General features: G+C 43.5%; 24 protein-coding genes and 1 other annotated feature. Of the genes, 6 read left to right on the top strand and 18 right to left on the bottom strand.

Annotated elements, in window-relative coordinates; all coding sequences use genetic code 11:
* Window positions 1-68 precede the first annotated feature (68 nt).
* The gene (gene sspI / locus ACFRAK_RS04170) at window positions 69-278 is read left to right on the top strand and encodes a small acid-soluble spore protein SspI (protein WP_076364828.1); all 210 of its coding nucleotides are present in this window, start codon (window positions 69-71) and stop codon (window positions 276-278) included.
* 16 nt (window positions 279-294) lie between these two features.
* On the opposite strand, the gene ACFRAK_RS04165 is transcribed toward sspI, so the two are convergent.
* The 7 genes from ACFRAK_RS04165 to ACFRAK_RS04135 form a co-directional block, all read right to left on the bottom strand.
* On the bottom strand, window positions 295-678 hold the full coding sequence (locus ACFRAK_RS04165) for a general stress protein (protein WP_387602498.1): 384 nt from the start codon (window positions 676-678) through the stop codon (window positions 295-297).
* A 387-nt stretch (window positions 679-1065) separates the two neighbouring features.
* Window positions 1066-1878, bottom strand: a complete 813-nt coding sequence (locus tag ACFRAK_RS04160) for a general stress protein (protein WP_387602495.1) — start codon at window positions 1876-1878, stop codon at window positions 1066-1068.
* A gap of 155 nt (window positions 1879-2033) precedes the next feature.
* Window positions 2034-2963 (bottom strand): YsnF/AvaK domain-containing protein, encoded by a 930-nt coding sequence (locus tag ACFRAK_RS04155; protein ID WP_387602492.1) that lies wholly within the window; start codon window positions 2961-2963, stop codon window positions 2034-2036.
* A gap of 228 nt (window positions 2964-3191) precedes the next feature.
* Complete coding sequence (locus tag ACFRAK_RS04150) at window positions 3192-4517, bottom strand: (Fe-S)-binding protein (protein WP_387602489.1); 1326 nt, start codon at window positions 4515-4517, stop codon at window positions 3192-3194.
* On the bottom strand, window positions 4514-5926 hold the full coding sequence (gene glcD / locus ACFRAK_RS04145) for a glycolate oxidase subunit GlcD (RefSeq protein ID WP_394571340.1): 1413 nt from the start codon (window positions 5924-5926) through the stop codon (window positions 4514-4516). The genes ACFRAK_RS04150 and glcD overlap by 4 nt, the downstream gene beginning before the upstream one ends.
* Before the next feature lie 119 nt (window positions 5927-6045).
* Entirely contained in the window at window positions 6046-7158 is a 1113-nt protein-coding gene (locus tag ACFRAK_RS04140; protein WP_394571339.1) for a PucR family transcriptional regulator, read from the bottom strand.
* 73 nt (window positions 7159-7231) lie between these two features.
* Window positions 7232-8920 carry an L-lactate permease gene (locus ACFRAK_RS04135; protein ID WP_387706620.1) on the bottom strand — a complete coding sequence of 563 codons (1689 nt, stop codon included), beginning with the start codon at window positions 8918-8920 and terminating at the stop codon, window positions 7232-7234.
* 254 nt (window positions 8921-9174) lie between these two features.
* Here ACFRAK_RS04135 and ACFRAK_RS04130 point away from each other — a divergent pair, with 254 nt between their 5' ends.
* From ACFRAK_RS04130 to ACFRAK_RS04115, 4 genes are all read left to right on the top strand, one after another.
* Window positions 9175-9906 carry a FadR/GntR family transcriptional regulator gene (locus ACFRAK_RS04130; protein WP_394571338.1) on the top strand — a complete coding sequence of 244 codons (732 nt, stop codon included), beginning with the start codon at window positions 9175-9177 and terminating at the stop codon, window positions 9904-9906.
* Between the two features lie 181 nt (window positions 9907-10087).
* Window positions 10088-10804 (top strand): (Fe-S)-binding protein, encoded by a 717-nt coding sequence (locus tag ACFRAK_RS04125; RefSeq protein WP_387706624.1) that lies wholly within the window; start codon window positions 10088-10090, stop codon window positions 10802-10804.
* A 23-nt stretch (window positions 10805-10827) separates the two neighbouring features.
* Window positions 10828-12258, top strand: coding sequence for a LutB/LldF family L-lactate oxidation iron-sulfur protein (locus ACFRAK_RS04120; protein WP_394571337.1), 1431 nt, complete (start codon window positions 10828-10830; stop codon window positions 12256-12258).
* Entirely contained in the window at window positions 12252-12956 is a 705-nt protein-coding gene (locus ACFRAK_RS04115; protein ID WP_387602637.1) for a LutC/YkgG family protein, read from the top strand. The genes ACFRAK_RS04120 and ACFRAK_RS04115 overlap by 7 nt, the downstream gene beginning before the upstream one ends.
* Window positions 12957-13016: 60 nt before the next feature.
* Here ACFRAK_RS04115 and ACFRAK_RS04110 read toward each other — a convergent pair whose 3' ends face one another.
* Both ACFRAK_RS04110 and ACFRAK_RS04105 read right to left on the bottom strand, forming a co-directional pair.
* On the bottom strand, window positions 13017-14102 hold the full coding sequence (locus ACFRAK_RS04110) for a M42 family metallopeptidase (RefSeq protein WP_394571336.1): 1086 nt from the start codon (window positions 14100-14102) through the stop codon (window positions 13017-13019).
* Window positions 14103-14166: 64 nt separating this feature from the next.
* On the bottom strand, window positions 14167-14661 hold the full coding sequence (locus ACFRAK_RS04105) for a dUTP diphosphatase (protein WP_387602467.1): 495 nt from the start codon (window positions 14659-14661) through the stop codon (window positions 14167-14169).
* Window positions 14662-14764: 103 nt separating this feature from the next.
* Between ACFRAK_RS04105 and ACFRAK_RS04100 the strand changes: the two genes are divergently transcribed.
* Window positions 14765-15145, top strand: a complete 381-nt coding sequence (locus ACFRAK_RS04100; protein WP_387602464.1) for a sigma-w pathway protein ysdB — start codon at window positions 14765-14767, stop codon at window positions 15143-15145.
* Window positions 15146-15198: 53 nt separating this feature from the next.
* Here the strand turns inward: ACFRAK_RS04100 and ACFRAK_RS04095 are convergent, their stop codons facing one another.
* The 9 genes from ACFRAK_RS04095 to ytxC form a co-directional block, all read right to left on the bottom strand.
* Window positions 15199-15768, bottom strand: coding sequence for a TVP38/TMEM64 family protein (locus ACFRAK_RS04095; protein WP_034309063.1), 570 nt, complete (start codon window positions 15766-15768; stop codon window positions 15199-15201).
* A gap of 60 nt (window positions 15769-15828) precedes the next feature.
* The gene (locus tag ACFRAK_RS04090; RefSeq protein ID WP_387705208.1) at window positions 15829-16104 is read right to left on the bottom strand and encodes a DUF1294 domain-containing protein; all 276 of its coding nucleotides are present in this window, start codon (window positions 16102-16104) and stop codon (window positions 15829-15831) included.
* Window positions 16105-16172: 68 nt separating this feature from the next.
* Window positions 16173-16532, bottom strand: coding sequence for a 50S ribosomal protein L20 (gene rplT / locus ACFRAK_RS04085; protein WP_034309067.1), 360 nt, complete (start codon window positions 16530-16532; stop codon window positions 16173-16175).
* A 35-nt stretch (window positions 16533-16567) separates the two neighbouring features.
* Window positions 16568-16768, bottom strand: a complete 201-nt coding sequence (gene rpmI / locus ACFRAK_RS04080) for a 50S ribosomal protein L35 (RefSeq protein ID WP_034309070.1) — start codon at window positions 16766-16768, stop codon at window positions 16568-16570.
* A gap of 34 nt (window positions 16769-16802) precedes the next feature.
* Window positions 16803-17303, bottom strand: coding sequence for a translation initiation factor IF-3 (gene infC, locus ACFRAK_RS04075; RefSeq protein WP_034309072.1), 501 nt, complete (start codon window positions 17301-17303; stop codon window positions 16803-16805).
* Between the two features lie 98 nt (window positions 17304-17401).
* Window positions 17402-17538 (bottom strand) — a sequence feature (ribosomal protein L20 leader region).
* A gap of 125 nt (window positions 17539-17663) precedes the next feature.
* Window positions 17664-18158 carry a GNAT family N-acetyltransferase gene (locus ACFRAK_RS04070; RefSeq protein ID WP_260285383.1) on the bottom strand — a complete coding sequence of 165 codons (495 nt, stop codon included), beginning with the start codon at window positions 18156-18158 and terminating at the stop codon, window positions 17664-17666.
* Window positions 18159-18210: 52 nt separating this feature from the next.
* The gene (locus tag ACFRAK_RS04065; RefSeq protein WP_179085987.1) at window positions 18211-18381 is read right to left on the bottom strand and encodes a hypothetical protein; all 171 of its coding nucleotides are present in this window, start codon (window positions 18379-18381) and stop codon (window positions 18211-18213) included.
* A 106-nt stretch (window positions 18382-18487) separates the two neighbouring features.
* Entirely contained in the window at window positions 18488-20419 is a 1932-nt protein-coding gene (gene thrS, locus ACFRAK_RS04060) for a threonine--tRNA ligase (RefSeq protein WP_387705204.1), read from the bottom strand.
* Window positions 20420-20808: 389 nt separating this feature from the next.
* Window positions 20809-21669, bottom strand: coding sequence for a sporulation protein YtxC (gene ytxC, locus ACFRAK_RS04055; protein ID WP_387602452.1), 861 nt, complete (start codon window positions 21667-21669; stop codon window positions 20809-20811).
* Window positions 21670-21775 lie beyond the last annotated feature (106 nt).

Below are 21775 nucleotides of genomic sequence, written 5' to 3'. Positions count from 1 at the left end.
TACATATTGCATGTGAGTTTGTGAAATGCTATGTATGTCAGTCATTATGTGATAGAGGAGGAATAATCATGAATTTAAACTTACGTAATGCGATCATCCAAAATGTATCAGGAAATTCGCAAGAGCAGCTGGAAGACACGATTGTCGATGCCATACAAAATGGCGAGGAAAAAATGCTTCCTGGATTGGGAGTATTATTCGAGGTCATCTGGCAAAATTCATCTGAGCAGGAAAAACAGGAAATGATCACTGCCCTCGAATCAGGATTAAAAAAATAACAGCCTTCAGAGGCTGTTATTTTTTTGATTTCGCTTCGCAAGCCTCCAGTTCTTCCATGGAGACTTCTTCATCAAGCATCAGAATGAATTTTTTTGCCCTCACTTCTTCAAGCATCGTTTTTGTCTCATCATAAGAGTAGCCGTATTTCGTGAAAAAGCTGCGTAAATCTCCAGATCCTTCATCTGTGAAGTAGTGGAAGATTCTTAAAAAAAGAGTATCCTCCTTATCCTGATTGGCGATGATCAGGATATCCGTATGTTCATTTCCAAGCTGCACATGATTTTTTATATTAGCTGCTACTGTCATTTGGTTGCCAGATACGCCTTTAGCTTTTAAGTCTTGAATTGCAGCAAGTAGTTCCGGATTAGAGTCAAAAACACCATATACGTTTTTTTCCATGTTTCTCCCCCTCCTTGTTACTCTACTTAAAATAAAATACCTTTGTCATTATACCTTGCAGCTTTAACAATAAACAAGCAAATAGTCCATTGAGAATTCCTGAGTAACCCTTTGCCTAAAGGTTTTTTTAAAAAAAACAGCCTGGTTCAGTTTGCAGATAAAAGGGTTGGGAAAATATATCCTTCATCAAACGAACCAACTGAACCAAAGCAATATCTTCAACTCATCATGTGTGGTTTCTATCAAAGGGAGACCCCCAGGCGGAAAGCGAGTGCCTGAAAATCAACATCCCAATTTTACAGGCCATAAAGAAACTGCAGACAAACTCGATTTTCATCTAGTTTGTCTACAGTCTGAACAGCCTTGTGCAGGCAGTTATTTTGCGTATTACAGATTGTCGGTATTGATTCGATTTTTGATGTATTCATCCTGCAAGACTTCCTCTTGCTGCCTGCTGGCATTCGGGCTCATGGTCCGATCCAGTGATCCTTGAGCATCAAGGGCATTATCAGTATCGGCAGAAAACGGGTTTGGATATGGGGCGCTTGCAAGTTGCCCTTCATGATTCCCTGTTTTTTTCTTCTTGAATTTTTCTGTGGAGTTCCCCCGGATTTCCCTTTGTTGAGCTCGCTTTGTATCCAGCTCTTCATTTTCAAAGATGTTCGCAGAATTCCCATGAAGTTCTTCGCTTCTTCCTGGCTGTGCTTCCACTTCCCCTGTTTGATAGGCATTCGCTGTTGTTTCAGGAAAAAGGTTCGGATCCGGATTGTTCACCACCCCTGTTTTAAGCGGATTCTCTAAAGGTTCGTCCGTATCCTCCATGCGATTGGAAGCTATGCTCTCACTTGCTGATACGGTTTCCATTTCATCTAAAAGAATCAGGAATTTTCCTGCCTCCACTTCATTTATATAAGCGGTGGCTTCACTATCGGCAAGCCCTAACTCACCTAGCCGGTTCCTTATATCTTCAGAACCCTCATTAAGGAAAAAGTGTTTCATCTTATCAATGAAGGAATCCTCATTAGAGTTAGTAACGACGTCCACATCCGGATCACGCTTTTGATTGACGAAATCCAAATCTTCTTTCCTATCAGCCATTACCGTTATTTCTCCTTCACGAACCCCCTTTTCCTTGAGGGATTGAATAGCTTGGATTATTTCTCTTTCCGTATTAAAAACACCATATAATGTTTTCCCCATGCATCTTCCTCCTCCTATTATTCCGAAATTTCTTCTTATGTGTATTTATACCCTGATGGGTGCCAATTAAACAAAAAGGTTTGCCTTGCCTAGAGTCTTTAAAACCCAAAAGTGGCCTGCAGTTATAAAAACTGCAGGCCACTTTCCCTTCACTCTTAGAAGCGGTCGGTTCGACGTTCAGCTGCCTGTTTCTCATTTATGATCGAATCATCTGTACTATCAAGCTGGATATCTTCCTTTTTAAGAGTATCCTGAACTTGTTCCGTTTCTTGTACAGCATGTTTCTTGATGACAATTTCATCTGTGACGACTGGTTTTTTGGAAACTTCCAATTTTTCTTCAACAACTGGAATCCGTAATGTTTCCCCATCATCAATGTTTCCGGTTTCCAGATCCGATTCACGTCCTGAAACAGATCTATGCTCGACTGTCACTTCTTCGTGTTCAACAGGAACATTAATCGTTTTATGCTGTTCATTGACTTCTTTGTTAATGACGACTTCACCTGTCTGTACTCTTTCTTTATCAATGTTCAGCTGTTCTTCCCGAAGTTTAAGCGTCCTTTCATCCTCTGGCAATTCACGGCCTTGTCCGTTGACTCCATAAACATCTTCTTTATTTAATGCATCTGTTTTTTCAGTGCCATTATATAGTTGGTTGGTGGAGTTCGTATCAAGCCGTGTAGCGGCAGTATCCATATTTCCGGTCGTGAATTTATCTCTTGCCGTTCCAAGATGGCCTTCACCTTCTTCTACCAGAACCAGGACTTTTCCATTTTCCACATCAAAAACATGTTCAGCCGCTTCACTATTCGAGAGGCCTGCATTCGCCAATCTTGTTGAAAGGTCTGCCGTATCATCCGGCATGAAGAAGCGGGCCACCTTGTCCATAAATGATTCGTCGTTAGGAACATTCGTCATTGTATGAACATCCGTTTCGCGTTGAGTGTTCGTGAAATCCAATGTTTCTTCCTTATCTGCGACGACCGTGATATCGTCGCCTTCAAACCCCTTTGCCTTAAGTGCATTTATTGCCTGGATAACTTCTGCATTTGATTCATATACTCCATATACTGTTTTATTCATTTTACATTCCTCCTTAGGTTTTGTTGTTTCGTTTAGTGGATGCTATGTATAAACTCTACCCGCTATGAACCTAAGTAAACGAGGAATCAATATTTCATTTTTGTTATATCATTACAATTCGTTCTCAGCACAGAACGCTTTTTCAATTGAAATCCAGCCTTTTCAAGGGTTACCCCATTTATAAAAATGTAATGTTTAACCAAATAATGTCATTTCGTTTTTCTTCTATTATAAAGCCACAGCCTTTATTAGCAGGTCTGCAATATGCACCGCTTTCGTACATTCCCCCAAGTTTTCCCTCTCAATCCCCAATTGCATTTGTAATAGACAGCCCGGGTTTGCCGTGACAACGATATCGGCCTGTGTCAATTTCGTGTGTTCCATTTTGGAGTCGAGAATATTCATGGACATCTCTGATTCAACAATATTATAAATCCCAGCGGAGCCACAGCATCGATCGGCATCCTTCATTTCCCTGAAATCAATCCCTTCTATCGATTGAAGGAGAATTCGCGGGGCCAGGGAGGTGTTCATCACATTCCGTAAATGACAGGAATCCTGAAAAGTTACCGATTGAGCCGGCAGTTTCAAGCGAACTTTTTCCTGAAAACGCAAATCAACAAGAATCTGACTTATATCTTTCAACTTATTTTTAAATGCGATTGTACGGTCATGCCATTCCGGTTCACCTTGGAGCAAATGGTCATAATCTATGAGAAAAGCTCCACAGCCGCCGGCATTCGTAATGATATAATCAACTTCCTCCGCTTCAAAAGCTTCTATATTGCGCTTGGCCAGTTGCTTTGCACCTGCTTTTTCACCACTGTGCCCATGCAGCGCCCCGCAACATGCCTGGGATTTCGGAATCACGATTTCACATCCGGCCAGCTGAAGAAGCTTTAGTGTGGCCTTGTTCGTTTCCAAAAACATCGTATCCATCAAGCAGCCGGAAAAAAAAGCCACCTTTTTGAGCGGCGTTCCGATTGCAGGCAGCCCGGTTGGCCTATTTTTCATTTCTGATTTTTTCGGGACTTTCGGCAGCACCTTTTCCATGGTTGCCAAATTATTTGGAAGCATGTTGAGCACTCCCGTTTTTCGGGCCATGTATTGCAGACCTGATCTCTGATAGAAGCCAAGCAAACTCGTCATGGCCTGCATTCGCTCCTGATGCGGGAATAATCCACTAAAAACGGCATTACGGATCGTTTTCACAGGGTAACTATGCTTTTTATTCTGATGGATGATATCCCTTGCTTCTTCAAGAAGATGCCCATATTTCACACCTGAAGGACACACAGGTTCACAAGCCCTGCAGCCGAGGCAAAGGCTCAATGAACGTTCTACATCCTCATCAGGCTCAATCACACCATCCGCCACGGCTTTCATAAGTGCAATCCGGCCTCTTGGTGAATGGGATTCCTTCTGCCCCGATTCCATGTATGTCGGGCAGTGGGGTAAGCAAAAGCCGCAGCGCATACAATTCAACAATTCATCTTCGTTCATTTTTTCAGCGAATTGCATGGCGATGGTTTCCCTTTCCTGAACTGTCGTCATGAAGAAACCACCACCCTTTTCCTGGTTTCCTTGGCAAATACTTTGCCGGGATTCATGATGTTATTGGGATCGAAAGCTTGTTTAATCGCTCTCATGGCATCAATCCCTTCTTTCTTCAGCTTCCATTCAAGATAAGGGGCCTTCATCGCCCCTACACCATGTTCACCGGTAATCGTCCCGCCAAGGTCGATAGCCGCAGCAAAAATGTCGGCAAAAGCGAGCTCCACTCTCTCCATTTCCTCATGATCACGAGCGTCGGTAATGCACGTTGGATGCAGGTTCCCATCCCCAGCATGGCCGAAAGTGCAAATGTCCACGTTATGCTTGACAGCGATCTCATTAATCGCTTTAACCATTTTGGCAATTTCCGACCGTGGAACGGTGGCATCTTCCAAAATGGTCGTCGGCTTGAGGCGTGCCAGTGCAGAGAGGGCTGTCCGTCTTGCGGTTTTCAAGGCGGCAGCGTCAGATTCCGTTTCGGCAATTTCCACGGAAACCGCCTGTTCCTGCAGACAGATATCGGCCATCCTTTTCATATCGCGTTCCACCACTTCACTCGGACCATCTTGTTCAATCAGCAGGACGGCTTCCACATTGGTGGGCAAACCGATTTTCGCGAAGTCCTCAACCACGATCAACGTCGGCCGATCCAGAAATTCCAATGTAACAGGAATGATTTTATTTGAAATGATTTTGGCCACTGACTGGGCTGCGGCATCGAGATCTTGATATAAGGCAAGCATCGTCTTTGTCGTTTCAGGCATTGGGATCAGCTTTAAGATCGCTTCCGTAACGATGCCCAAGGTCCCTTCTGACCCGACAAAAAGTTTGGTTAAATCATATCCGGCTACATCTTTGGCAAGCTTGCCCCCTGTTCGAATGATGTCCCCATTCGGAAGGACCAGTTCTAGCCCGATGACATAATCACGGGTGACTCCGTACTTTAATCCTCGCAGTCCACCAGAGTTCTCATTAATGTTTCCGCCAATAGTGGAGATTTTCATCGAACTGGGATCCGGCGGATAAAACAACCCCTTCTCTTCAACTGCTGAAATCAAGTCCAATGTGATAAGCCCAGGCTGTACGGTCGCCGTCAAGTTCTCCTCATCTATTTCAAGTAATGAATTCATTCGATTGAATAAAAGGACAAGTCCCCCCTCTGTCGGGCAAGTGCCTCCGCTTAAATTCGTCCCAGACCCACGTGGAACGATCGGAACATGGTATTCTTTGCAAACTTTGACGATGGCCGCGACTTCAGCTGTGCAGCCCGGTTTAATGACAGCATCAGGCATTGCTTGGAACCCTGGTGTTGCATCATATGAATAGACTAGACATTCCACTTTCGAGTCATCGAAATTCTCCTGACCGACGATGGCAAGAAGTAGCTGCTTAACCTGTTTTGTTAACATGTACACATCCTCCTCATATAAACATACGAAATTCGAGTTTTTTATATGATGTAAGTATAAGAAAGAAAACACTCAATCATCTATGTATGAACATATAGAATTTAGAGGTTTCCATAGAATTAATTTGTATGTTTATCCAATATACTTAATGCTAGATACATAGTGACTAAATTGTCTAGCTTCCTGGGATTCAGGCGGGTCAAATCTTCTATGCGCTTGAGCCTGTAATGGAGGGTATTGATATGGATATGCAGGACTCTGGCGGTCTCCTTTAAGGATAAATCACATGCAAAATACATGGAAAGGGTTTTAAGCAGCTCCTCATTAGGAAGCAACTCCTGAATCGTCCGGGATAAATATTCCTGTCTTGTTTCAGCGGTAACTTCATCAAGCAGGACCTCAAGCTTCAAGTCCTCGTCAAATATGATCCCCGATGAAGGAAGCGCGATTTTCAAAGAACGTTCCGCTTTAAAAAACGCTGACCTGAAAGCGGATCCAGATGCACGCGAACTAACTCCTGCACACACTTTATAACCCGAGCTCTCTTCCAGCTTTTTTTGGAGTTTACTTAATTTCTTTAATTGCTGGATTTTTGAACCGATGAAATCGGCTATAGAAAGAATGATGAATTGATTCCTCCCCCATCGGACTGCAATGTCATTGGGGTGCTGCTGTCCTATGTATATCTGAAGCGTTCTCCACACATGAGGTTCAATGATTTCCTCAGTCTTAAATTCACCAAGGGTGATGATCCGGTCTGCATGAACATCGACCCCAAGCAACTTGGCCTTCTGAAGGAAAAGCTCATTGAACGTCTGCAGGTGATGCCATTCAAATACAAAGAATTCCATCAGACGTGATTGGGATTCTGCTTGTTCGATATGATAGCTTTCCTGAATGAACATCTCCGTCATCTTTTTTAAAAGTTCCGCATAGGGGGAAACATGTTTGGGATCGCCTGTAATGCCAATCACACAAACTGCTTCCTGGTTGAAGAAAATAGGTAGATTTATACCTGCCTTCACTCCTTTCCAACTTCGTTCATCCTGTTTATTGATGATCAATTTCTCACGATTTTTGAAAGCGTGGATAGCTCCTTCATGATAAGCTCCAATACGGCTATTATCGGTGCTGGCGATAATCGTTCCAGCATGATCAATAATGATGATTTCCTCATCGATCAGTTTCCGAACCTCATGAACCAATTTCCCTGCCACAGCTGTCAATTGCATGATATGTCCTCCTTTTTTGATTGGCCTTGAAAATATTTCGAGGCTCCCCTATGAAAGGGGAGCCTCATTCTACTTATGGAATCATCCAGGAAAGGACGCCATTTTGCAAGAAGGTAATTACACAAACAAGCAGCAATAAAAACAAACTATGTTTGAGCGTGAATCTCAATAATTCCGATTCCCTGCCCGCCAATCCAACGGCAGCACATGCAATCGCTATCGATTGGGGGGAAATCATCTTTCCGGTGACCCCTCCGGAAGAGTTGGCCCCAAGTGCCAAGACCGGCTCCATCCCCACTTTAAGTGCGGTCACTTTTTGCAGACTGCCAAATAAGAGGTTGGCTGATGTATCCGAGCCGGTAATGAACACACCCAGCCAGCCGAGAACCGGTGCGAAGAACGGAAATAAATCACCCGATTTTGCAAGGGTCATCCCTAATGTGGTCGACATGCCTGAAGCATTCGTTACATAGGCAAAAGCCACCACGGCCGAAATCATCAAGATTGGTTTTGCCAACTCTTTCATCGCCTCAACAAAGGTGCTATAAACGTCTTTTGCAGACATGTGTGCGATGAACTTCGTTACGATGGCAGCCAGTAATATCGCAGTCCCGGCCGCTCCGAGCAGTTCTATTTTATAGAAAGCCGCAATCGGCAATCCATCGCTTCCGATTATCGCATTATGCAGACCTGGGACTTCGATTTGGAAGGTTAATAGTTTCCCGATTTCATTGATTCCGCCAAGCAACGCATTGTTGCCTTCATAATGTCCGGAGAGCGCCGGCTTAATTGGGTTCATCCCCCAGATTGTTATGAAAAGCGTTAACAGAAGGAATGGTGACCAAGCATGGAAAATCTGCCATTTCGTGTATTTTATTTCCGCTTCTGCTGTAGATAAAGGTTCGACAGCTGCTGCCGTTTCCTCGGATGCAAAACGAAAGATCGTTTTAGGTTTCCAGAATTTCAGGAAAATCGCCAATGCAAATAGTGACACTAACGCGGAAAGGATGTCCGGTAATTCCGGCCCAAGAAAATTTGAACTTAAGTACTGTGTGATGGCAAAGGAAAATCCGGAAACCAATATTGCCGGCAAGACTTCAAGCGACCTTTTCCACCCAGTCATTATTAAAATGAGATATAGCGGAATGAAAGCCGAAAGGAATGGCAATTGGCGGCCGACCATTTTTGAAATCTCCATGGCGGCTATGCCAGTTGGGCCTTCCATGGCGATGATCGGTATGCCAACCGCCCCGAATGCTACCGGAGCGGTATTCGCGATCAAACAAATCCCGGCTGCATATAGCGGGTTAAATCCAAGACCGACCAAAAGCGCGGCAGAAATGGCAACCGGTGCCCCAAATCCCGCGGCACCTTCTAAAAAGGCCCCGAAAGAAAATGCCACCAATAATGCCTGGAGGCGGCGGTCTTCCGTAAGCGAAAGCACCGAAGAACGAATGATATTGAATTGTCCGCTTTTAACAGTCATTTTGTACAAAAATACGGAAGTGATGATTATCCATCCGATTGGCAGCAGCCCATATACGGCTCCTTGTGAAGCGGACATCACTGCTTTTCCTGCAGGCATTCCATATATCAATACAGCCACTGCAAGAGCTACAAGCAACGTGGTTATACCTGCCATGTAACCTTTCATACGTTTGATGGTAAGCGCCCAGAAAAAGTAAATAATTGGAATGAGTGCGGCAAGAGATGATAAAACTAAATTATCGGTGATAGGCGTAAAGTTTTGTGTCCATGTCATTCATTTCGACTCCATTTTCTATAATTTTTTAAAAAATTCAGAATTCGACCGCTAATTGAAACCCCTTACATATTTGAAAATTCTAAGTCATCAGATGACTTGATGAGTACTCATTAAAATTAAATGATTAAAAATATAAAATCAAGATTTTTTTTATTTTTTGTTGATTTTTTTAACCTTCTGGAAGTGTCAAAGAACATTTGTGTTATATAATATTAACCAGAGAAACTCATAGAAAATAGAGGTGCTACTACTTGGTATATAAAAAAATAAAGCCGAAAAAAATTTATGAAGAAGTCAGCGATGAACTTTATGAAATGATTCGGTCAGGCAGCCTGAAACCAGGTGAGCAATTGGATTCCATTCAGCAGCTTGCGGAAAATTTCCAAGTCGGGCGCCCTGCCATCCGCGAAGCATTAAGTGCATTGAGTTCAATGGGTCTTATTGAAATAAAACAAGGTGAAGGAACTTTCGTCAAAACCTTCGACCCCACCATCATGAACCATCCCTTGTCTGCCGCCCTTTTGATGGATCAAGACAATATCAAGCATTTACTGGAAGTCCGGAAAATACTTGAGTCCGGTACGGCAGAAGTGGCAGCGAAGATGAGAACGGAAGAGAACCTGATCGAACTCAAGGAAAGTCTTTTTAATATGGAAAAGGTATCCGACGATGAAGAACTCAGTGATAAAGCAGATATCGCCTTCCATGTTGCTGTGGCAAACGCATCACAAAATGAGCTGCTGATTACATTGATGAACCACGTTTCAGAATTAATGACGGAAAAGATGCGTGATATCCGCCGGATAGCGCTTTATTCCGAAGAGATGACAATTAAGCGGCTTTACCAGCAGCATGCCAGGATCCATGATGCAATCGTGGCACAGGATGAAGACGAAGCCCGCAGTGCCATGCTGTTTCACCTTCAAAGCGTCGAAGAATCATTGGATCGGGTCATCCAAAAAAATCAGCAAACGCATAGTTGATTTTCCTTTAAATTTCAAAAATGCCCTATACAAAAAAGGATTAAATTGATATATTATTTTGAAAACGATTACTCCATTTAAAAAATCTTGGAAATTGGTATATTCTCTTAAACCATTTCCTTTTTCCATTTTCTAGTCATCAGATGACCTGTTAACCTATTTGAAAAAGGAGGAGTTCATATTGAAAGTTACTCTCTTTGCAACATGTTTAGTGGATTTGTTTCAATCCAATGTCGGCAAAGCGACAGTGGAGCTACTCGAGAGATTAGGCTGTGAAATCGATTTCCCGGAGTCCCAGATATGCTGCGGACAGCCCGCATATAATAGCGGGTATACGAAGGAATCGAAGGAAGCCATGAAAAAGATGATTAAAACGTTCGCGGATGCTGAATACATCGTAACCCCTTCCGGTTCCTGCGCAGCGATGTTCAAAGAATATCCGGTCCTATTCAAAGGCGATGCCGAATGGGAAAAGAGTGCTGAATCATTAGCGGCCAAAACATATGAATTGACCCAATTCATCGTGGATGTCCTAAAAGTGACCGATGTCGGGGCGACCTTTAAGGGAAAGGCCACTTATCATACTTCATGCCATATGACACGGCTGCTTAAGGTGAAGGAAGCACCTGCCATTTTGTTAAGCCATGTCAGGGGGCTGGAAATGACACCACTTCCAGATGCCCAAAACTGCTGCGGGTTCGGGGGGACCTTTTCGGTTAAGATGGGGGACATTTCCGGACAAATGGTCGAGGAGAAAGTCTGCAATATTGAAGCTACCGAAGCAGATTTCTTAATTGGCGGGGATGCCGGATGTTTGATGAATATCGGCGGACGGATCCAAAGGAAGGGGCAACCGGTGAAAGTGCTTCATATTGCGGAAGTCCTGAATAGTATTTAAAAAAAGCGAGGAGGGAAAAACTAATGGCTATGAAAACCAGCTCTGCCAAGTTTAAAGACCGGGTGGATGAAGGAATACATAATGATTTTATGCGATTGGCCGTATCGAGTGCCCAAGAACGATTACACGGACGGCGACTGACTGCCGTTGATGAATTGGGAAGCTGGGAGGATTGGCGTTCCCTTGGTGAAGAAATCCGGCAGCATGTGCTTAGCAACCTTGATTTCTATTTGCACCAGCTTGCAGAAAACGTTTCGAAAAGGGGCGGTCATGTCTTTTTCGCTGAAACCGCTGAAGAAGCAAGCGGCTACATTAAGGATGTCATTGTAAAAAAGAACGCCAAAAAGGTCGTGAAATCCAAATCGATGGTCACGGAAGAGATCAATTTGAATGCAACTCTTGAAGCAGTTGGACTCGATGTCGTTGAAACGGACCTTGGTGAATATATTTTACAAGTGGATGATCATGACCCACCTTCCCATATCGTCGCACCTGCTCTCCATAAAAATAAGGAGCAGATTAGGGATGTTTTTAAAGAAAAGCTTGCATATACGCAAACCGAAAAACCGGAAGAGCTTACCGCCCATGTGCGGGGCATTCTGCGGAAAGATTTCTTAAGCGCCGATGTGGGCATTACCGGCTGTAATTTTGCCATTGCGGAAACGGGCTCGATCGGTTTGGTGACGAATGAAGGAAATGCCGATTTGGTCACTGCCCTACCGAAAACGCAAATCACCGTGATGGGAATGGAACGGCTTGTGCCTACATTCGATGAATTCGAAATCCTTGTCAGCTTATTGACAAGAAGCGCTGTCGGCCAAAGGTTGACCAGCTACATCACCGCACTTACCGGGCCGCGTGATGAAGGCGATGTAGACGGACCCGAGGAATTTCACCTTGTGATCGTAGACAATGGACGCTCCTCAATTTTAGGAACTGAGTTTCAATCCGTTCTTCAATGCATCCGATGTGCTGCCTGTATAAATGTCTGCCCGGTTTACCGCCAGGTCGGCGGTCATTCATATGGTTCAATATATCCGGGACCAATCGGTGCTGTGCTATCACCCTTACTCGGGGGATATGATGATTTCAAGGAGCTGCCATATGCCTCCACTCTTTGCGCAGCCTGTACAGATGCCTGCCCGGTTAAGATTCCTCTCCATGACTTACTGAGGAAGCATCGTGAGGTCATCGTTGAAAAGGAAAAAATGGCGCCATTTTCAGAAAAGATGGCCATGAAAGCCTTCGGAATCGGTGCAGCCTCGCCTATGCTTTATAAGTTCGGCTCCAAAATGGCCCCATCCGCGATGTCTCCTTTTAAAACGGGGGATATCATCTCGAAAGGTCCGGGACCACTCAAAACTTGGACAGAAAGCCGCGAGTTCCCTGCTCCAGGGAAAGAGAGCTTTCGGGACTGGTTCAAAAATCGGGAAAAAGGAGGGAAATCATCATGATTGGAACCATCCATAATGAAGGGACATTTTTAAACAATATAGCCAAAAACCTTGGAAGGGCTCCGATTACGGAAGGCATCTCCGTTCCGGAATGGAAGCACGCACCCCAAAAAGAAGTTTTGAAACATGCGACACCAAATGACCTTGTCGCGGAATTGAAGGAGCAATGTAAACGGGTGCATACTCAGTTTCACGTTACCGACTCCAAGCAAGTGATGCATTGTTTAAAACAGGTGATCGAGGAACTTGGAAACGGATCCTTGATCATCCCTAAGGACGATCGATTTTCCGACTATGGATTGGAGGGTATCTTACAGGAAAAAGATGTCCATATATGGGATCACCAAGCCGGGAAAGAAAATATCGAAAAAGCGGAAAGTGCTAACATCGGAATCACATTCAGTGAGATGACACTAGCAGAATCAGCTACCGTCGTCCTGTTCAGCGACAAGGACCATGGCCGGTCCATCAGTTTCCTTCCTTCCTGCCATGTTTCCATCATTCCAAAAAGCACCATCGTTCCACGAATGACACAGGCTGCAGCGGCCATCCGTTCAAAAGTTACCCGCGGCGAAGTCGTTCCTTCCTGCATCAACTTCATAACGGGGCCGAGCAATTCGGCTGATATCGAAATGGACCTTGTCGTCGGCGTCCATGGTCCCATCAAAGCGGTCTATATAATCGTCGAAGATAAATAGAAATAAAGAAAAGAAAATGGAGAGGACCTGATTAGGCCTCTCCATTTTTAACTTTCTATATTACTCGTAAATGATCCGATCAACCGCTTCACGATCGAGGCGTTTGATCACTTCGACAATGAGCTTAACTGCATTCTCATAATCATCCCGGTGAAGCATTGCTGCGTGTGAATGAATGTAGCGTGTGGCAATCGTGATAGCCAGTGCAGGAACTCCATTTGCCGTTAAATGGATGGAGCCGGCATCCGTCCCGCCGCCAGGAATCGATTCATATTGATAAGGAATATTCATTTCATCAGCCGTGTCGGTGACGAAATCACGTAATCCCTTATGTGCCACCATCGATGAATCATAGATGACGATTTGCGGGCCTTCCCCCATCTTACTCATCGCTTCTTTTTCGGAAACCCCCGGTGTATCCCCAGCAATGCCGACATCGACGGCAAAACCGATATCCGGCTGAATTTTGAATGTGGATGTTTTGGAGCCACGCAGGCCGACCTCTTCTTGCACAGCGCCGATTCCATAAACTACATTAGGATGGGTGCTGTCTTTCAGCTGTTTAAGCACATCAATGGCGATTGCACAGCCAATTCGATTGTCCCAGGCTTTGGCGAGCAGCATCTTTTCATTATTCATGACCGTGAATTCAAAATATGGCACGACCATATCCCCTGGCTTGACGCCCCATTCCCTAACCTCTTCTTTGCTGGATGCACCGATATCAATAAACATATCCTTAATATCAACCGGCTTCTTCCGCGCCTCCGCTGACAGGATGTGCGGCGGCTTGGAACCGATAATTCCAGTTAGATCACCTTTACTTGTTACGATCGTCACGCGCTGGGCCAGCATTACTTGTGACCACCAGCCCCCTACCGGCTGAAAACGCAAAAATCCTTTATCATCAATTTGGGTGATCATGAAACCGACCTCGTCCATATGCCCGGTAACGATGATTTTCGGTCCGTTTTCATCACCCGTTTTCTTGGCAATCAAACTTCCCAGGCCATCTGTCGATATTTCATCCGCAAATGGTGTTATGTATTCGGCCATCACTTTTCTTACTTCACTTTCATTTCCTGCGATGCCTTTAGCATCCGTTAAGTCAGCAAGCATCCTTAACGTTTCATCCAATTTAGCCATTCCTATACCTCCCTATAACTTACATTACAAGAATAATTATACAGAAAACCGATTGCATAAACAATCAGTAGCCTTGCTTTTGCCTCTCGTAATTCACTTCATTTTTGCTTACATATGCTTTTTCCACATCCACTGCTGAAAATCCAAGCAACTCCCCTAAATGTAAATACGCAGCAAAAACCTTTTGGAAAGATGACTCTGTCAACTGTGTGCGAAATTCACTGATGTAGCCGTAAATAGCTGTAAATTGAACCGTCAAATCCTCCTGATCCACCTTGAAGGCGGATGGAACTTCCGGTACAAACCCCCGTTCGATTCCTAGAGACAAAATGAAATGAATGCCATCCACGTATTCAGCCAAAATCGTTTCTTTATCAGAAGGGCCTTTAAGACTCCAGAATTTAAAACATCTTGTTTCATTGGCAAGCTCTCCAAGCTCCACCAAAAGAGCAAGTATCTTCCGTTCCACTAAATCTTCAGCACCCAAATCATGCTTTGATTGTATATGCTCATCCAAAGCTGCCTGCATTTCCATTAATTTACCTATGTTCAATTTCATCACTTCTTTCTATCGACTTCCCCTAAATTATATCAAATAAATGAAACTTATTAAAAACCCATACGTAAATGAAGGGTATCACTCTGTTTAAGGAGGCAGCTCCATGGTATTGATCATGCGGTTCATTCTTTTGGCCCTCATCATTTTCTTAATATATACAGTCATCAAATACCTATTTAATCCGAAAAGAAAATTAGAACTGGCACATGAACAGAAAAAGTTCTTTCTGCTCGACGATACAGCCAATATACGAAAGAATTTTTTATTGACGTACAACGGGGTGATGTTTGAAGGGGAAAAGTATTTAGGGACGACGGATCGCTCCTTCGAGGTCATCTCCATCTTCATATGGCCTAAAAAAGTGGCAGGACTGAAAGGCTTGAAGCGAAATGATTTCTTGAAAATCGAGGCAGCCATAAAAAAACAATATCCGGATGCCGTTATTGATTGGAAGAGCCCGGTTAAGGAATTTTTGCAGGAATGAAAAAAACCAAACGTAATGAAGAGCCTTGAGAAAAATGGACTCAAGGCTCTACTTTAATCATCTGAACGAAAAAATTCCTTCCAAGGGACGACCGTTTGCTTCTCCCTCAATAAATATATCAATAAGGTTAAGGATAATAAAATGATGACGATCAGCGTTGGACTGAAATCTGCAATATAGTGGCCAAAAACCGTGTATACGAATGCTACAGGGAGATTGGTCATGAAGGACAGATAAAAATAATTTTTCAGCCCTTTATTGGATTCCAATAAGCAAAGCGACAGTAAGTAAAAGTGTATGAACGGGATTAGCCTCAGTACTGCAATTTGCCGACTATTCAGCTTTCTATTTCCAAACAGCTTATTCTTAAGCCGCAGCAGCCTATCCTTTGTTTTCGGAAATTTGCCTATCACGAAATAAAAGGCCATACTGGACAACGTCAAACCGATTACCGAATAGATGGTTCCAAAGGCTGCCCCGAATAATACTCCGCCAGACATGCAAACCACAATGACGGGAATGAATAAAAATTGCCTTAATAAATGAAAAGTGATAAAAATCAACGGTGCAAACACGCTTCCAGATTGAACGTAGCTCATCACAAGTGTCAGTTTATCATTCATGCTCTCCCTCCAGCTACTCTTTGCTGCTTCTACAAGCATATACAATATACGGGCTACATATTACAATTGAATGAATATCTTGATCAATAAGGCCATCTGAAGAATCATCAGTATGGGCAGGCCCCACTTAAAAGCGGCATGCTTCGTCTTATGGCGGAATTGCTTCATCCCCAAATAGGCCCCGGTCCCTCCGCCTATGACCGCCCAAAACCAAAGTGTCCTTTCGCTGATCCGGTACTCCCCATTACGCGCTTTCCTTTTGTCGATTCCCATTAAGGCAAATCCGATGATGTTCGTGATGATCATATAAGCAGCAATGAACCATACTCCCTGCATTCCCATTTCCTCCTTTAAATATGTAAAAAGCCACCCTCTTGAAAAGAGAGTGGCTGTATCAGTCAGACTTATTTGTCTAATTGTTGTTTAGCAGCAGTTGCTAATTGAGCAAATGCTTGTTCGTCAGCAACAGCAAGATCAGCAAGCATTTTGCGGTTCACTTCGATACCAGCAAGCTTTAGACCATGCATTAAACGGCTGTAAGAAAGACCGTTGATGCGTGCTGCAGCGTTGATACGAGTGATCCAAAGTTTGCGGAAATCACGTTTCTTTTGACGACGGTCACGGAAAGCATAGTTTCCTGACTTCATTACTTGTTGGTTAGCTACTTTGAAAAGAATATGTTTCGCGCCATAGTAACCTTTAGCTAATTTTATTACCTTTTTACGACGTTTGCGAGTAACAGTACCGCCTTTTACACGTGGCATGTTATTTCCCTCCTATTTAACTCGATAAATCGAACTTATTTAATGTTGTCTAGCATATGACGAATACGTTTGAAGTCACCTTTGCTTACAAGGCTAGCTTTGCGAAGCTTACGCTTTTGCTTAGTAGATTTGTTAGCAAATAAATGGCTTGTGTAAGCGTTAGAACGCTTAAGTTTGCCGGATCCAGTCTTTTTGAAACGTTTAGCAGATCCGCGGTGAGTTTTCATTTTAGGCATAAGGTATTCCTCCTCATTACAAATTACTTTACAATTACTTTTCGTTTTTCGGTGCTAAGATAATGAACATGCTGCGTCCGTCCATTTTTGGGTGCTGCTCGATTGTAGCCACTTCTTTACATGCTTCAGAAAAACGAACGAGTACACGTTGACCAATTTCCTTATGCGTAATGGCACGTCCTTTGAATCGGATAGAAGCTTTTACTTTATCGCCTTTTTCAAGGAATTTAATACCGTTGCGAAGCTTCGTATTGAAATCATGTTCTTCAATCGTCGGGCTCAAACGAACCTCTTTCAGACTGATGACTTTTTGATTTTTACGTGCTTCCTTGTCTTTCTTTTGCTGCTCGAAGCGGTGTTTTCCGTAGTCCATGATCCGGGCTACCGGAGGCTTTGCATTTGCAGCAACTAAAACTAGATCAAGATTTACACGAGCGGCAATTTCCAATGCTTCGAATTTCGTTTTAATTCCAAGTTGTTCTCCGTTTTGGTCAATAAGACGAACTTCACGGGCTCGGATGCCCTCGTTTACCATCGCGTCTTTACTAATAGTTAGCCACCTCCAAAGATATTGGCGAATACGAATATTTGAATCAATTCGGTCACGCTCACAACTCGCTTACAGGATATAATCATAATAAAAAAGTGTGGATGCATGCTGCACCCACACTGATAGACTCATTCAGAAAGATCCAAATAATCAAATCATGACCTGTTAACTGCATTGTTTGCGTCAACCAGGTGAGAAGCGGGTGCTTCTTCTTTTCCTCAAACACGTATTCAATTCACTTTAGAAATATATCATAAACACTGATGACTTGTCAAATGCTAATTTATTCGTTTTTCACAACAAAATTAATATTATCAGACATTCAGTTATTTGACAATACGTTTTTTAAAGTAATTTGGACAAAAAATATTCATCATGATACTTTCCATCAAAAAAAAGTGATTCCCGCTTTATTCCTTCCTTTTCAAAACCCATCTTTCGATATAAGGAAAGCGCAGGGGCATTGTTTGCGATCACGGACAATTCCAAGCGCCGTATTTCTTTTGTCCGTGCATGCTCCTCCATTTTCTGAAATAGCTTCGTACCGATGCCTTTTCCTCTGTCCTGTTCATTGATGCCGATGACGATTTTGGCTGAGTGCCTCGTTCGGCCCATTTGATTGCCCAATAAGATTAGGTAACCCATCAACTCATGGCCGCTTCCAGCAACGAGGAAAACGGAAAGGGGATTTTTTTCGATTTGCTCCATTTGCTTTTCCATTTGTTCCCCCGTCGCTTTTCTTTCCCCAGGGTTGAACAGCATATACCCGGAATCTTCAACATGATTGAACAAAGCAGCCAAGTTACCCGCGTCTTTCCTTGAAGCCTTTCTTATCTCCATTTATCCCCAACCCCCTTTGGTTACAGTCCATACTGATCGAAGCCAGCAAATGCTAGGAGTTTTCTTTCGCCTTTTTCTTTTTCTCGATGGTGTCCCAGGAAAATAGGACTATCCAAAAAAGCAGGACCGGGACAATGGCATATTGTCGATAATCATCCAATAACAATAAGATGATGATGACAAGGAATGTCGGTCCGAATAGATAAGAAAATTTCTTTTTCATGCTGACCCTCCTTTTCATTGCTGTACATATTTTCACATGATGGTATCATTTTATCATGCCATAATTATAAAGAGGGACACAACTATATGTGCCCCTCTTTGTGCTTTTAACGGCTCACTTCCGCCTTAATCGCTGAAACGAAATCTTCAAAAGCGATCGTTTCGGATTTTTGTTCACCGTATTTACGTACATTCACACTGCCTTCTTTGACTTCATTGTCACCAACAACAAGCATGTACGGGATTTTTTGCATTTGCGCTTCACGGATTTTATAACCGATTTTCTCGTCACGTGTATCCAGGTCGACACGAATGCCTTGCGCTTTAAGTTTCTCCTGTACTTCTTTCGCATAATCCAAGTGCACCTCAGGTGAGACCGGGATCACTTGTGCTTGGATAGGTGCAAGCCAAGTCGGGAATGCCCCCTTATATTCTTCGATCAAGTAAGCGACAAAACGTTCCATTGTGGAAACGACGCCACGGTGGATAACGACCGGACGGTGCTGCTTGCCGTCCTCACCGACGTAATTAAGATCAAAACGTTCAGGAAGCAAGAAATCAAGCTGAACAGTGGAAAGCGTTTCATCTTTCCCTAAGGCAGTACGTACCTGAACATCAAGCTTAGGACCATAGAATGCCGCTTCACCTTCCGCTTCAAAGTAATCCAGGCCAAGTTCATCCATGGCGACTTTTAACATGCCTTGTGCTTTTTCCCACATGTCATCATCATCGAAGTATTTTTCTGTATCCTGAGGATCGCGATAAGACAGTCTGAATGAATAATCCTTGATATCGAAATCTTTATATACTTCCAGAACCAGGTTCACAACGCGCTTGAACTCTTCTTTGATTTGGTCGGGACGGACGAAAATGTGCGCATCATTCAATGTCATTCCACGTACACGCTGAAGGCCTGAAAGGGCACCTGACATTTCATAGCGGTGCATCAAGCCTAGCTCGGCAATCCGAATTGGCAGTTCGCGATAGCTGTGGATACTGTTTTTATAGACCATCATGTGATGCGGACAGTTCATCGGACGCAGGACAAGCTGTTCGTTTTCCATCTCCATGGCAGGGAACATGCCGTCCTGGTAATGATCCCAGTGTCCAGATGTTTTATAAAGGTCCACGCTTCCCATTACAGGTGTGTAGACATGGTCATAGCCCAAACGTTCTTCCTTGTCCACGATGTATCTTTCGATCGTCCGACGGATGGTCGCACCTTTTGGCAACCACATCGGCAACCCTTGTCCCACTTTTTGTGAGCTCATGAACAAGTTCAATTCTTTGCCGATTTTACGATGGTCACGTTCTTTGGCTTCTTCAAGGAAACGCAGGTGTTCGGCCAAATCTTCTTTTTTATAGAAAGCCGTACCGTAAATACGTTGAAGCATTTTATTTTTGCTATCGCCTCTCCAGTATGCTCCAGCGATGCTCAATAGCTTGAACTCTTTGATTTTCCCCGTTGATGGAACATGAATTCCACGACAAAGGTCAAAGAATTCACCCTGCTCATAAAGCGTTACCTGCTGATCGGCAGGAATCGCATCGATCAACTCCAACTTATATTCGTCGCCGATTTCTTTAAAACGGGAAATCGCTTCATCACGACTCACTTCGATGCGGGAAATCTCCAAGTTTTCGTTGACGATTTTCTTCATTTCTTTTTCAATCAATGGAAGGTCTTCAGGAGTCAATGATTCCTCTAGATCCATATCATAGTAAAAGCCGCCCTCGATGACTGGACCCACTCCGAATTTAGCGTTTTTGTACAAACGTTTGATCGCTTGTGCCATCAAGTGTGCTGTACTGTGACGCAATACTTCAAGAGCATCCGCTGCGTCCTGTGTGACGATTTCGATTGTACCATCTTGTTCAATCGGACGTTTCAAATCATATAATTCACCATTGAATTTTCCGGCAATGGATTTTTTCCTTAAACCAGGACTGATGGATGCAGCGATGTCTTCAGTTGTTGTGCCTTTGGCAAACTCCTTAACCGCTCCGTCAGGAAAAGATATTTTCAGTAATTCTGACATTCAGTTTCACTCCTTCTTATTGTTCGGACAAATTACAGGTTTTTGATTCCATTACAACACAAAAAAGCCCGCCCCTGTATAAAACAGGGACGAGCTTAGTAATAAATATCATCAACCCGCGGTTCCACCCTCGTTCCAGCTTGCTTTTCACGGCAAAATGGCACTTGTAACTTGGTAACGGCAGCTTCCCGTCAGCTCATATTCGCAGAATGCCTGCTTTCCGAGCCGAAGTTTAAAGGTGGTAAGTGTTCCATGCGAATAGGAAGCTTACAGCCTGTTGGCTCCCCTCTCTGATAATCGGCGACTAGAATACCCTTGTCCTCATCATAACTTTTAGTTTTTTAATAGTATGTAGGAAATTATAATTTGTTATACGGTGAAAATCAAGGTTAATTTTCTTTTTTCCACGAAAGATCATTCAAATGCATCGAAAATGACGAAAGTGGCAAGATGGTCGCCCGTTCTTCGAAAATCCTTGAAATGGTCTGGATCAGCCCTTCTTCCTTATCATCGGTATAGATGCACAAGTTTTCAGGAGCAATCGATAAAAGCGGGGCAAGTATCACCGTATCGAGAAAAAGTGAACTTTTGGCAAGAAGCCTCCTGTCGATCATACTATTGATTTTTGGACGGTCGAGCTTGCTGAATTTCTGATCATAGAAATGAAAACCATCCCGGTTGACCAGGTGGAGCTTTCTTAATTTCGACTCCTGTCCATGCAGGCAATCACGGAGCGTGGCAATGAAATTTTGATAGTCCTGCTCCAGCTTGTATTCATCAATCGCCTTAACGACATACTTTTCCAAAGTGTGCTGAAATGATTTTAAACGGAAGGTCGTAAAAGAATCGAATGAAAAAGATACCTTTCCAGCCAAGATGCTTTGAAGTCCTTCCTCAATCGATCGTTTCTCCGTACTGAATGCTCCATCTTGATCCCTGGCTCTTTCCGCCTCGATGATCGATGATGCAATTTCAATGATGGCTTCAATTTCTTCCCGTTCCCTATAAAAAAATTTACCGACTATTATTTGCTCCAGAACAGGAATCGTCTTTTCTTCCAATAAAAAAGAATGAAATGCATCACGAAGCAGAATTAGCCATTTATCACCTGAAGACTTCGTCATATCCATATGCATGCCTTGTTGCGGAAGAAATCGAATGTATGCTTGAAATTCTGCCCCCAGTGGATGGACAGAAACGAAATTCAGTAATTTCATTGCCTCTGAATCGTTTTGAAACGAAATTTGCACTACGACATCCCCCCTTCCCCCTTGCCTCTTTGTTCATGTATATGGGGATGGGGACGTGTTTAGAAGTAGGATGAGCCTTGTAAAAGAAAAAAGTGACCTCCATTAA

Source organism: Peribacillus sp. NPDC056705 (assembly GCF_043656335.1).
This window is presented reverse-complemented; position numbering and strand designations above follow the sequence as displayed.